General features: G+C 49.9%; 11 protein-coding genes. All 11 read left to right on the top strand.

Annotation, left to right across the window (positions count from 1 at the left end; all coding sequences use genetic code 11):
* Window positions 1-324: 324 nt before the first annotated feature.
* The 11 genes from KNQ13_RS11780 (at window position 325) to KNQ13_RS11730 (ending at window position 12,828) form a co-directional block, all read left to right on the top strand.
* Window positions 325-1,941 (top strand): DUF3153 domain-containing protein, encoded by a 1,617-nt coding sequence (locus tag KNQ13_RS11780; RefSeq protein ID WP_026831118.1) that lies wholly within the window; start codon window positions 325-327, stop codon window positions 1,939-1,941.
* Entirely contained in the window at window positions 1,938-3,395 is a 1,458-nt protein-coding gene (locus KNQ13_RS11775; RefSeq protein WP_209548391.1) for a phytoene desaturase family protein, read from the top strand. The genes KNQ13_RS11780 and KNQ13_RS11775 overlap by 4 nt, the downstream gene beginning before the upstream one ends.
* Window positions 3,396-3,526: 131 nt before the next feature.
* Window positions 3,527-3,814, top strand: a complete 288-nt coding sequence (locus KNQ13_RS11770; RefSeq protein WP_041255995.1) for a hypothetical protein — start codon at window positions 3,527-3,529, stop codon at window positions 3,812-3,814.
* A 116-nt stretch (window positions 3,815-3,930) separates the two neighbouring features.
* Window positions 3,931-5,202: a DUF445 domain-containing protein gene (locus KNQ13_RS11765; protein WP_026831121.1), complete on the top strand. Its 1,272-nt coding sequence runs from the start codon at window positions 3,931-3,933 to the stop codon at window positions 5,200-5,202.
* Window positions 5,203-5,217: 15 nt separating this feature from the next.
* Window positions 5,218-6,039: a DNA-3-methyladenine glycosylase family protein gene (locus KNQ13_RS11760; RefSeq protein WP_026831122.1), complete on the top strand. Its 822-nt coding sequence runs from the start codon at window positions 5,218-5,220 to the stop codon at window positions 6,037-6,039.
* Window positions 6,040-6,160: 121 nt separating this feature from the next.
* Complete coding sequence (locus tag KNQ13_RS11755; RefSeq protein ID WP_014970020.1) at window positions 6,161-6,592, top strand: YlbF/YmcA family competence regulator; 432 nt, start codon at window positions 6,161-6,163, stop codon at window positions 6,590-6,592.
* 66 nt (window positions 6,593-6,658) lie between these two features.
* Window positions 6,659-9,190 carry a DNA mismatch repair protein MutS gene (gene mutS / locus KNQ13_RS11750; RefSeq protein ID WP_026831123.1) on the top strand — a complete coding sequence of 844 codons (2,532 nt, stop codon included), beginning with the start codon at window positions 6,659-6,661 and terminating at the stop codon, window positions 9,188-9,190.
* Window positions 9,191-9,204: 14 nt separating this feature from the next.
* Window positions 9,205-11,028, top strand: a complete 1,824-nt coding sequence (gene mutL, locus KNQ13_RS11745; protein WP_026831124.1) for a DNA mismatch repair endonuclease MutL — start codon at window positions 9,205-9,207, stop codon at window positions 11,026-11,028.
* A 177-nt stretch (window positions 11,029-11,205) separates the two neighbouring features.
* A complete protein-coding gene (locus KNQ13_RS11740) occupies window positions 11,206-11,595 on the top strand; it encodes a CidA/LrgA family protein (protein ID WP_150111989.1) in 390 nt (129 codons plus the stop codon).
* The gene (locus KNQ13_RS11735) at window positions 11,588-12,268 is read left to right on the top strand and encodes an LrgB family protein (protein ID WP_014970024.1); all 681 of its coding nucleotides are present in this window, start codon (window positions 11,588-11,590) and stop codon (window positions 12,266-12,268) included. The genes KNQ13_RS11740 and KNQ13_RS11735 overlap by 8 nt, the downstream gene beginning before the upstream one ends.
* Before the next feature lie 44 nt (window positions 12,269-12,312).
* The gene (locus tag KNQ13_RS11730) at window positions 12,313-12,828 is read left to right on the top strand and encodes an AAA family ATPase (RefSeq protein ID WP_026831126.1); all 516 of its coding nucleotides are present in this window, start codon (window positions 12,313-12,315) and stop codon (window positions 12,826-12,828) included.
* Window positions 12,829-12,912: the final 84 nt, after the last annotated feature.

Here is a 12,912-nt window from a genome sequence, read left to right as displayed (position 1 = left end):
AATGGGAGACCACGGAAATGTCTCAACTGGAAAACTGCATACGAGGTCTTCTCGGAAGAAGTGTTGCACTTAATTTGACAAACCGTCATTTCTATAAAATATATAAAAATAACAATAGACAATTTATTTTTTAAGAAACTATTTTGATGAACAATGGACATACAGGTCATCTTGGACAATTTGGTGTGTGGGTTAGTAAATTTTGAGAAAAAGATTAGATTCCAGGTAAACTGTTACATTTTTTTAGACAATTTGATTCACCCGCGTAATCAATTGTAAGATAGGGAAAAGAGGACAAGATAAAGAGAAAGGGCGTGTGACGGTTTGAGCAGTATCAGAAAAAAACTAATTGTTCTGTCGTTCGTCTTGATGGCAACCTTACTCGGAGGATGTATTCGGATTCAATATGACGCTACGGTTCACACGGATCAAAGTGTGACGTTAAAAACGACGTACGCGGCAAAAGAACATCCTGTCGCACGATTACTCAATTTAAATCCGGACTGGAAGACGTATGTCAAACAGGCGGAGGAAAATGGCTACGCGGCAGAGACCTTCAAGACGCAGGATGATTATGAAGGAATTCGGATGGAAAAGAAGTTTGCCAAATTCGAGGATTTAGCGACGATCAAAGATGAATGGAAAACGGGGATCGGGGGGATTTTGATTCCACCTGATACGACATACGAGGTTAAGACGGAAGAGGGTTTTTGGTTTAATACGTACCGGTTAGATACGAACATCGATCTCAGTATTGATCGTCTGAATATCAAAGGCTATCAACCGACAGGACAAGTCAAGAAACTAGCGGATCGTTATATCCGTCAGGCCGATGTCGAAATCAATTTACATGGACCTAAAGTGATCGGGTTACAAAATGGAGAGAACATCGACTGGTCGAACTATAACAATGTCTCCTGGAAATTGTACGGGACAAAAGCCAATCAGTTGCAACTGATTGCCTATGTGCCAAATCCGACCGGCTGGATCATTACTGGTGTCGTCCTGTTGATTGGATTCGGGTTATTGATGTTCTGGGTCATTCACCATGTCCGGAAATTACGGCGGAAACAATTGCAGACAATCGGGATTTCACTCCTCGTCTGCCTGATTGTCGGAGGAGGAGCTTGGTGGATTTTTGCCGATGAGACATCAAGTGCACCACCACCGACAAAACAAATCGTCACGAAGCAGGCCGGTGAAATTACGCCTACGTTCATGGTCCACGGCTTGTTTGGGACGGAGCGGACGTTTTTACCGATGATTGAAAACTTCACAAAAAACAAGTTGGCGGACGACGGTGGGCGTTGTGATGTCTCGCGAGCGGGGAAGGTGACATGCAGTGTCAAACCGTCGACGACGGGATATCCGCTCGTTCGGATTATCTTTGCAGACGATGAAGCAAGTCTGCTCAATCAACAGAAGTGGCTTAGTGCGGCAATCGATCAATATGACCGTCAGCAAAAAGCCACCTTTACCGATGTTCAGCTTGTCGGTCACAGTATGGGAGGCGTTGATGTCGTCGCCTATACGTTAAAAGAAGACCTTCCGTACCAGGTCCGAAAACTCGTCACGCTCGATGCGCCGATCAGTGGATCGGATTATGCGACGCTTGGATTGACACTCGCACCGTTCGGGACGAATACAAACAGTCCGGCGATTCAAGATTTGGCTGAAAACTCAGCGACGATGAAAAATTTGAAGGAGCGATTGGAGACATGGCCCCGCGATGTCCTCGTCTATTCGTTTGGTGCAAAAGGAGGGGACTTCAACTTGATTCCGCTGAAAAGTTCATTTGCGCTGGAAGCCTATACCGATAACATCCAGACAAAATCCTATAAGTATGATCACTTTACGATTCATCGCCGGGAACCGGTCTTTCGCGAAGTCCGTAATTTCTTGTTCAAAGAAAACTTAGTCCTGGAGGAGGAACCATCATGAAACAGATTGCGATTATCGGTGGGGGAATCGCCGGGGTCACGGCTGCCGCTTTGCTCGCGCGTGAAGGGTATAATGTGACACTTTGTGAAGGAAGCCGTGAATGGGGAGGCTCAGCTGGTAAGTTCACCCGTCAATCCTTTACGTACCCCGTCGGTGCGACACTTGGGATGGGGTTTGAACCAGGGGGGATTCATGAGCGTGTGCTCCGACACTTGCAGCTGAAGATTCCGGTCGAAATACTCGATGTCGTCATGACGATTAAGCTCGACGGGCGAGACATCATGTATTACCGGGACCGAACCCAGTTCATTCAGCATCTAAAAGACCAATTCACAGAGCAAGCGACTGCGATCGAAGCCTTTTTTGAGGAAATTGACCGGATCCAGCATCATGTCCATCCGTTGATGCAGGCGTTGCCGGCGTTACCGTTACGAACGATGACGGATGCGCAAATGATTTTAAAAGAAGTCCGTTCGAGTCTTCCGTTAGTGCCTTATCTGACACAGACGATTGGTCATCTTTTACGTAAACATCGACTGGACGGAACGACGTTTGCGCAATTAATCGATGGGATTCTCCTGGATAGTATGCAGACCGGAACGGAAGCCCCGGCGTTACTTGGAGCGGTCGCCTTATCGATTTATCATGACGGCGCCTACTATGTGCCGGGTGGATTGTACAAAGTCGCCGAACAACTGAAAGCATCAGCGGAACGTGACGGGGCAACGGTTTTACTCGGACGAAAGATCGTCTCCATCCGACAAACAGGGGACGGGTTTTTACTCGAAGATCGTCGGGGACGTTTGATTCTTGCCGACGAAGTGATCGGGGCCTTACCGATCGAAGCGATGCACCAGCTCGTCGGATCGTCCTTGCAACCGGCGTTACGTCGCACATATAAACGGCAAGCGGTTCTCTCACAGTGGGCGACGTTTACGTATTATGCCGCGATTCCGGAGACGATCGTCGAGGACGGTACCGCCTTTCGACAAGTCCATGATCCGATCTTACCGTCCGGACATGCCTTCATCTCGTTATCGCAAGCAGGCGACTTGGACCGGGCACCGGATGGATACCGGACGTTGACGATGTCGTGTCATGTACCGATTGACCGGTTTGCCCGGGACGATCAAGGGCAATACGACGACCAAGTCGAGACGATGCAGGGGAAATTCGAGGTCATACTCGAGCAGGAGTTCCCCGGATTTCAAGAACACGCCATTGCACGTTACCCAGGTGGACCAGGAGCATGGGTCCGGTATACGTCACGTCCAAACGGCGGCGTTGGTGGATATCCGCAGTTGCCGTCGACGAGTCTGTTCCGTGCCGCCTCATTTCGAACAGGCATCCCGGGACTGTACATCATTGGGGATACCGTTTTTCCGGGAGCCGGGACAATCGGAGCAACGACATCGGCGATTCATGTCGCGCGTGCACTTGGTGTGAAGATTTAACTGAAAAAATTTGGGGAATGATGAAAGAAGCGGCCGATTGGTCGCTTTTTTTGAAGAACAGGATTATCATTAGGGCGAGACGGGAAGTACATAAGCATGAGCAAAAAAAGAGAGAGAAGGAGTGGACAAGATTGAATCAGTTTGAGGACAAGTGCCAAAGCTTTATTCAAGAACGGCGGCCGGAAGTCGGGCCGATTATTTTCACGACTGCCCGCACGTTCATCAATGCCCGTGGATTGAGTGTCTATGAACGTGTTTATCAAGGAAAAGAAGAAGTCCGGTTAGCTTTTGTCGAACAGACGGCAGGACATCAAGTCGTTTCGTTAATGGAAAATACATTCGGAAACGGGCTCGTCTACTTTGTTTCGACAGCGACAGCAACATGGGACGGCGAACAGTTTGGGGAATTTACGTTCTAACTACATAACAAGTCCCAGTCCGGATGTGACTGGGACTCTTTTCTGCCGAAACTTGTATCCGTTTCTCGACGTATACGAGATATGAGGAAATCAGCTCGCGAGAAGGAGGAACCATCTTGCAACAACCTGCATCTACACCCAAGTCATCGACCCGGCGTCTAGCGACCGTGTCCTTGATTTTTATGGCAGTCGGCTTCATCGCCTCGTTGCCTTTTAAAGAAAACAACTGGATCTTTTGGTTGCAAAGCGGATTTGAGGCAGGCCTTGTCGGGGGGATTGCCGACTGGTTTGCGATCACCGCACTGTTTCGTCATCCACTGGGTCTAAAGATTCCCCATACGAATTTATTACCGAAGAACCGGGAACGGGTCATCGAATCGATCGTCCAGATGTTAGAAAAAGATTTACTGAATAAAGAAAGTATCGTCGAGAAGCTTCGTCATATGACGCTTGCTGATCGGTTCATCAAGTTGCTCCGGTCAATTGTTTTGTTGCCTGCCTTTCGGGCGACGGTGACAGAACTATTGCTTGGTATTTTGCATAAACTTCCGCGAGAAGCGATTCTTAAGGTCGTCGATGACCGGATTTCCGGGACGATCAAAGCGTACCCGTCAAAACGATTAGCAGAACGCTTGGTCGAGTTGAACGAAGAACGACGGCTTGATGAACTGGCAATTGATCAGCTGCTCGGTTACGGGCAACGGTTGCTTGAAGATCCGGTCATCCGGGATCAGATCGGCCGTTTGGCGTATCACGCGATGATTGATCAGGAAAAAAATACGTTTTTACGGGTCACGGCGAAAACCGTTCAAAAAGTCTATTCCGAAGAACGACTGAGTCTTGTCATTCAGTCAGTCCTACTCAGTGTGATTCAGGATATGAAGCAAGTGCATCACCCGAATCGTCTGGCCATTCTCGATCATCTGCGTCGAAATTTAATTCAGTTGACGCAAGACGAGGACCGTTTAGCAAAAATTGACCAATGGAAAGAAACGGAAGTCGATCGTTTCGATTTCAATCCTGTCTTACACCGGGCCTATACGGCAGGCATCACTGAATTGAAGACATATCTCGTCTCGGACGCGTTTTGGGAAGGTCGAGCCTTACCGCTGATGAACCAAGCGTTAGACGAATGGGATCAGCATCCGACGTTCAAAGAAGAAAGTGATCGTTGGATGAAAAATCAGCTTGTCCGGTTTGTCGATCAAAACCACCAAAAAATCGGAGGATTGGTCCGAGAAAACCTAAACCGTTTTGATACGGAAACGTTAATTCATATGATTGAAGATAAAGTGGGCAATGATTTGCAATGGATTCGGGTCAACGGTGCGATTTGTGGATTTTTCATCGGTTTGATTCTGGGAGGAATCAAATTATTCATCGGTTGAAGGAGGTGTGATCTGATGTGGCAGGAAAAAATCGTCATGCAGGACGCGTATGATTTTGACGGGATCCGAAGACGCCTTCGTGGTGATCGGCTTCAAGTCGAGCGTGAGGACCGTCTGCTTGTTCCGGTCCTGGTACCGGAAGGGAAGTTCATCGGCCAGATGGAAGCACTTGATTCACATACACTGCTGTTAGGTGGCGAAGGACCAAAGGAACCGATGTTGCATCAGTTGCGACATCGGTTTCGTCTCGATGTCAGAAATCCGTCACAAGCGTTCATCGGTACGTCGCTCGACGGGATCGTGTGCCGGTTTGGTGCCGAGCGGCTCGTGCTGGATGTGGATCCATTTACGGCATTGATCCGGTCGATCGTCCATCAACAAGTGAATCTTAGCTTTGCACAAGTCTTGACGGAACGACTGTGCCGGGCGTTTGGAACGGATCAAGACGGGGTGATCTTTCCTCCGACCGCGGAAGAATTACGAGACGTCGAACCGGAACAGCTCCGTGCTTTGCAACTCTCCGGAAGAAAAGTGGAATACCTATTAGGGGCAGCTCAGTCCGGCATTGACTTCCGACAGTTGGCGGACGCGTCTGATGCGACGATTGCCGAGACGCTGATTGCCCTGAAGGGAGTCGGACCATGGACCGTTCAAAACGTCTTGATGTTTGGTTATGGGCGGCAAGATCTGTTTCCGGCGTCCGATATTGGCATCTTGCGGGCATTTGAACGATTGCACGGCAATCGGCCGAGTGTCGAAGAAGCCGTGTCGCTCAGTCAAGAATTTGCCCCATACCGTAGTCATGCCGCCTATCTGTTATGGCGGTCAATTGAATAAGGAACTATTCTTGTCACCCCTTGAAGAGAACGGTATAATGAATGCGATAAGAACGAGTCATCGTTCGTAGATATGATAAGCGTAGCGGGTTTACCGCTTCCGATAGAGGGGACGAATGTAGATGTATACAGATGAACAAATCATCGAAAAAGCCAATGAAATCGCAAAAATGATTTCTGAGACTTCAGAGGTCGAACGGTTTAAAGCTGCTGAAGCGAACATCAACGGGAACGAAAAAGTCCAAAAGATGATGAAACAAATCAAGTTTTTGCAAAAAGAAGCGGTCAACTGCCAACACTACGGGAAAACAGAAGCCCTTGCCCGGGTCGAGGCCAAACTCGATAAATTATTTGCAGAGCTCGATGAGATGCCGGTCGTTCAACAATTCCAGGAATCACAAGAAGAAGTCAACGGACTTCTTCAATACGTCACGGTGACGATTTCAAACGGAATTACGGATCAAATCATCGAAGCGACAGATGGCGATGTCTTGGCGGGAAAAACAGGCAGCGGCATGGAAGCAGAAAATAAAAGCGGCGGTTGCGGCTATTAATCAATGAATTGAATTGGAAAAGCCGACGGATTCCCGTCGGCTTTTTACGCGAATGAGGTGAATAACATGGAAGCAGTCCACAATACACCAATGATGAAACAATATTTTTCGATTAAGGCCGACTATCCGGATGCCTTTTTGTTTTATCGGCTAGGTGATTTTTACGAATTATTTTTTGAGGATGCGAAACAAGTCGCACATGAACTGGAATTGACACTGACGGCGAAAAACGGGAAAAACGCCGAACATCCGATTCCAATGTGTGGTGTCCCGCATCACGCAGCGAACGGCTACATCGAGCAATTGATCGAACGGGGATATAAGGTCGCCCTTTGTGATCAAGTCGAAGACCCGAAATTGACGAAGGGACTCGTCAAACGGGAAGTCGTCCAAGTCATTACACCGGGAACGTTGATGTCGTCCTTGACGGAAAAAGAAAACCGCTATCTCGTCGCAGTCGTTGAACAGGACGGACGATTCGGCATCGCCCGCGGCGATGTCTCGACCGGCGAAAGTGCCTTGACGAGTGTTCGGACGCTTGACGCCGTGGCAAAAGAATTAAGCATCATCCTGCCGCGTGAAATCATCGTTACGACAAGCGAACACCGGGCAGCACTCAGCCACTTGCAGATTCCATTGACGGAAAGTACACGCCGGGAAAATCACCCGCATGGTGACCGGGCGATTGATTCGGCACAAGCGGATGCCTTTGCTGTTTTGTATGCCTATATGCACGACACGCAAAAACGTTCATTGGCCCACCTGCAACCGGCGCTTGTCTATGAAGCGGCGGACTTCATGCAACTCGAACCGAATACGGTCAAAAATCTGGAGCTGGTCCGCTCTGCCCGAACCGGGGATAAAAAGGGATCGTTACTTGGTCTGCTCGACGTCACGGGAACAGCGATGGGAGGACGGATGCTCAAGCGTTGGCTGGAAAAACCGCTGTTGTCGAAACAGACGATTTCCGAACGACTTGATGCTGTCGAAGAACTGTTGGCCCATTATTTTGAGCGCCAGCAATTAAAAGAAACGCTGCGGGAAGTCTACGATTTGGAACGTCTCGTCGCTAAGGTGGGGTATGGCACGGCATCGGCGCGTGATCTGGTCCAATTGAAGTCCACGTTACGACTAATTCCGCGGATTCAGGCAGCCCTCGACGAATTATTAAGTGAGCGGCTTGGACAACTGGCGATTGGACTCGATCCGCATGATGCTTTAACTGACTTACTCGACCGGGCCTTCGTTGAGGCACCACCGATTTCTACGAAAGACGGCGGGATGATCCGGACCGGATTTGATCCGGCGCTCGACGAATTATTGGCGGCGTCAAAAGACGGTAAGACGTGGCTTGCGACGCTTGAAGCGAGCGAACGGCAGGCGACCGGTATTAAGACGTTGAAGATCGGTTATAACCGGGTTTTTGGATACTACATCGAAGTGTCGCGGGCCAATGCCAAACTGTTGCCGGAAGGGCGTTATGAACGGAAACAGACGCTTGCGAATGCGGAACGGTACGTGACACCGGAACTGAAAGAGAAGGAAGCATTGATTCTCGGCGCCGAAGAGAAAAGCATCACGCTGGAGTATGAGCTGTTCTGTCAGGTCCGCGATCAAGTCAAAACACAGATTGAAAGTCTGCAACGGGTCAGTCGGCGGATTGCGGAACTCGATGTCCTTGTCGCCTTGGCAGAAATTGCCGAACGGTATGACTACGTCCGTCCTGTCACACTGACCGGTCGGGACGTGACGATTGAAAACGGACGTCATCCGGTCATCGAGACGGTCTTGCCGCGCGGGGAATATGTCGCGAACGGGATCACTCTGAATGAAGACCGGGAAATGCTGTTGATCACGGGACCCAACATGTCCGGTAAGTCGACCTATATGCGTCAGTTCGCCTTGATTGCCTTGTTGCATCAAATCGGGTCGTTTGTCCCGGCAAGTCGGGCCGAGCTACCGGTCTTTGATCAAATTTTCACCCGGATCGGGGCAGCCGACGATCTAGTCAGCGGTCAATCGACCTTCATGGTCGAGATGGTCGAGACCCAGGAAGCATTGACGCGGGCAACGGACCAATCGTTGATTCTCCTTGATGAGATTGGACGAGGGACGTCGACGTATGACGGCATGGCGCTCGCGCAGGCCATCGTCGAACACATCGCGGAGCACGTCGGGGCGAAAACCTTGTTCTCGACCCATTACCATGAATTAACGGTCCTTGAGGACTCGATGCCGCGTCTTGCGAATGTTCATGTCCGGGCCGTCGAACAGGATGGACGGGTCGTCTTCTTACACGAAGTCCGGGACGGAAAAGCCGATCAATCATACGGGATTCATGTCGCGCGACTGGCAGATTTACCGGATGCCTTGATTGCCCGGGCGGAAGTCCTGTTATCTGAATTCGAACAAGCCGATGAACGGATGGTCGTATCACCTAAACAAACGACGGTTCAGGCGGAACCCGTTGATCAACTGAGTCTTTTTGCTGAGCCGGATCCGGTCCGAGAAACCGTCCAGACACTTGATTTAATCAATATGACACCACTTGAAGCATTAAACACGCTGTACCGTCTGCAGGCGGAAGCGAGAAAATAAGGAGGACGTCAGGCATGGGAATCATTCGGGAACTATCCGATTCGCTTGCGAACCGGATTGCGGCAGGTGAGGTCGTCGAACGCCCTGCCTCCGTCGTTAAGGAACTGGTTGAAAATGCACTCGATGCCGGGGCGACACAAATCGATGTCGAACTCGAAGAAGCGGGGATGAAGCGGATGACGATCCGCGACAACGGGCACGGTTTTTATCCGGAAGACGCGGAACTGGCTTTTGTCCGGCACGCGACAAGCAAAATCAAGGATGAACACGATTTGTTCCGAATTAAAACGCTTGGATTCCGGGGCGAAGCCTTGGCTTCGATTGCGTCGGTCAGTAAAGTCACCTTAAAGACGAAACGGGAAGATCAGGAAGGGATTCAGCTGACGCTTGATTGCGGACGCCTGACAGACCGCTCGGCCATCGCCATGAACCGTGGGACGGAACTGACGGTCGAACAATTGTTCTTCAATACACCGGCCCGGCTGAAGTATCTCAAGACGACACATACGGAACTTGCCGCCATCACGGACATTTTGAACCGGGTCGCTTTTGCCCACCCGGACGTCAAATTGTATGCGGTCCATGAAGGGAAAGTCTTGATCCAGACCAATGGTTCGGGTGACGTCCGGCAGGCGCTTGCCAGTGTCTATGGTCATCAGACGATTCAAGGAACACTCGTCGCAACCGGTGCGACGGCCGATTATCAATTGACGTGTCATCTCGTAAAGCCGGAAGTGACACGCGCGTCTAAAAATTACATCACCTTGATCTTAAACGGACGATCGGTCAAAAACTTTGCCCTGACACAAGCGGTTTTGAATGGGTATCATACACTGTTGCCGATTGGTCGTTTTCCGATTGTGGTCATCGAAGTAACGATGGATCCGTTGTTGATTGATGTCAACGTCCACCCGGCGAAGCGAGAAGTCCGTTTGTCGAAGGAAGCGGAACTCTGTCAACTGATTCAGGAAACGATTCGCTTGACGCTCAGTCGGCAGACGTTGATTCCGAAAGTGACGCCGCCGAAACCGAAAAAAGACCCGAGCGCGCAGGGAAAATTAGAATTTTCCTACGTGGCGGAGCCGGTCGAGGAACTGTCTTCCCGGTCGGTCTGGAACTATCCGATCCCGAAACGGACGGAAGCCGGGGATGAGCATGTTCCGTCATCCAACCGGATTCAAAAACCGGACCAATCGATCGAAGTGTCGAACGAGCCGGGACCGGAACAATCAGACGAGCCGGCCGCGACCGGTCCGAAATTTCCGCATCTCGATGTCATCGGACAGCTCCATTCGTCGTATATCGTCTGTGCAGGAGCGGACGGGATGTACCTGATTGATCAGCATGCCGCTCAGGAACGGATTAAATACGAGACGTATAAAGTCATGTTCGGCCGCCCGCTCGAACAGAAGCAACAGCTATTGTTGCCGTACACGTTTGAAATCGCAAGCGATGACATGCGACGGATGGATGAAGTCCTGCCGCTGTTGCGTGATGTCGGGATCGACCTGGAGTCGTTTGGCCCACAAAGTTTCATCGTCCGGGAAGTTCCGACCTGGTTCCCGTCGCATCGGCAGGAAGAAACGATACAGGAATTGATGGATGAAGCCTTGATGAAACGGAAGGTGGATCTCGAAAGTTACCGCGAGGACGCGGCAATCATGATGGCATGTAAAAAATCAATCAAAGCCAATCACCCGCTTAATCATGACATGATGCGGCAGTTGATTGCCGATCTTGCGAAAACCGAGATGCCGTTCACCTGTCCGCATGGCCGACCGGTCATCATCGAATGGACGACGTATGAGCTCGAAAAACTCTTTAAACGAATCATGTGACGAAAGAAGGTTCATCTGTCTTATGACAGGTGTTTCTTCTTTTTTTTGTGGTAGAACAGAAAAAGAAGGCAAGATGGGTGAAAACGATTACTTCAATGAATGTAGCTCATTTCATTGATTGTTCACAAAGTGAGGCGGATAATGAATCCCGAATACGTTAAACAAGGGGAAATCATTATGCGTTCAAAACTATTGTTAAGTGTGACGATTTTACTGCAGATTGTCCTCATCTCCTGTTTCGCCATGATCGGGGACGTTGTGAGTACAGGACTGCAGTTGCCGTTACCGGGAAATATCATCGGATTGATTTTATTGTATCTGGCATTAAAAAGCCGTCTGCTCAAAGTCAGCTACGTGGAGCAGGGGGGACGGTTGCTGTTGCTCGTCATGCCGTTATTTTTTGTGCCGGCATTATCCGGCATTATGGATTACACCGTCTTCATGCGTCAATCCGGTCTTCAAGTACTGGTCATCTTGATCATCAGCAGTCTGTTGACGTTAACGGGCTCGGCTTTCCTCGTCGATCGATTGGCTCGCCGAAAAGAGGAGGTCGATATCCATGAGTGAAGGACTGTTTTGGCTGATATTGACGATTCTGTTGTTTGGCGGCGCTTTTTGGTTGTACCGGACGTTTCCGTTTGTCTGGACGTTACCGATTCTGACGGTGACGGCAGCCGTGATTGTGATTTTATCGCTGAGTGATACGACGCATGCGCGCTACATGTCCGGTGGTCAGTACTTGTCACGGATGTTAGGTCCGGCGATTACGGCGTTTGCGATTCCGTTGTATCAGGTCCGGCATCAGGTCCGGCGGTTTTTACCCGAGATTGCACTGGGGGTCGGCATCGGAACGTTGATTGCACTGACATCCGACTTACTGCTGGGTCTATTGCTACATCTCGAACGGACGACGAACTTGGCGTTGTTACCGAAATCCGTCACTTTACCCGTTGCATTGGCTATTTCGGAACAATCGGGTGGGACGCTCGCTTTGACGGCGACGTTTGTTCTCGTGACAGGATTAGTCGGATCGATTGTCGGACCACGTCTGATGACGGGACTCCGGATTCATCATTTTGTCGGACGTGGCGTCGGTTTGGCCTCGATTGCCCATGTCATGGGCGCGACGAAATCGATGAGTCTCGATCAACGCGAAGGGGCGGTCGGTCTGTTGACGATGATTTTAACGGCAATTCTCGCCAGTGTACTTGCACCCTGGATTATTCAAATTGTATATTAAAGGAAACTCTTTCTGAAAACATTTAAAGGTGGAGAATCCGGACGATGATTATTTGGATCAATGGAACATTTGGTGTCGGTAAAACGACGGCTGCCCGTGGATTACAGAAGCGAATTAAAGGATCACATCTGTTTGACCCTGAGTTGACAGGTCAACTGTTGCGGCGGCAGCTTCCGCAGGAGAACCGAACAGACGATTTTCAAGATGAGCCGCTCTGGCGCCGGTTGAATCTGCTGTTGCTCGAACAATTAGATCAGACAGCGACCGTCGTGATTGTACCGATGACGTTGACGAATCCCGATTATTTTGAGGAAATCGTGGGGATTTTAAGAACAAAGGGACATCAAGTACGTCACGTGACGTTGATGGCGAGTCCGGAAACCGTCAGACGCCGGTTGCGAAGCCGCTTCGAGCGCGGACAGTCATGGGGCGGTAAACAAGTCGAGACCCGGTTACGTGAATTGAAACATCCGTTTTTCTTAAACCACGTTGATACGGACGGTATGTCAAAACATCAAATCGTTGATGTCATCGGATTATTATGCGATATCCGATTATAGCCGCCTCGCAGGCCGAGACAGGATTGAAACTACCGGATTGAGGGAAATAAAGGTGTGATGCGAAACGTTTGTCTCGCCTCAGAT

The organism is Exiguobacterium sp. s128 (genome assembly GCF_018618815.1).
Taxonomy (GTDB): domain Bacteria; phylum Bacillota; class Bacilli; order Exiguobacteriales; family Exiguobacteriaceae; genus Exiguobacterium_A; species Exiguobacterium_A antarcticum.
The sequence above is the reverse complement of the archived record's forward strand: the minus strand, read 5'-3'. Positions and strand labels throughout refer to the sequence as shown.

What these genes read in the sequence shown, in the direction of transcription:
- KNQ13_RS11740 (WP_150111989.1), top strand. Translation starts at nt 11,206, where the DNA reads ATGCGTTCAAAACTATTGTTAAGTGTGACGATTTTACTGCAGATTGTC.
- KNQ13_RS11735 (WP_014970024.1), top strand. Translation starts at nt 11,588, where the DNA reads ATGAGTGAAGGACTGTTTTGGCTGATATTGACGATTCTGTTGTTTGGC.
- KNQ13_RS11775 (WP_209548391.1), top strand. Translation starts at nt 1,938, where the DNA reads ATGAAACAGATTGCGATTATCGGTGGGGGAATCGCCGGGGTCACGGCT.
- KNQ13_RS11755 (WP_014970020.1), top strand. Translation starts at nt 6,161, where the DNA reads ATGTATACAGATGAACAAATCATCGAAAAAGCCAATGAAATCGCAAAA.
- KNQ13_RS11760 (WP_026831122.1), top strand. Translation starts at nt 5,218, where the DNA reads ATGTGGCAGGAAAAAATCGTCATGCAGGACGCGTATGATTTTGACGGG.
- mutL (WP_026831124.1), top strand. Translation starts at nt 9,205, where the DNA reads ATGGGAATCATTCGGGAACTATCCGATTCGCTTGCGAACCGGATTGCG.
- mutS (WP_026831123.1), top strand. Translation starts at nt 6,659, where the DNA reads ATGGAAGCAGTCCACAATACACCAATGATGAAACAATATTTTTCGATT.
- KNQ13_RS11730 (WP_026831126.1), top strand. Translation starts at nt 12,313, where the DNA reads ATGATTATTTGGATCAATGGAACATTTGGTGTCGGTAAAACGACGGCT.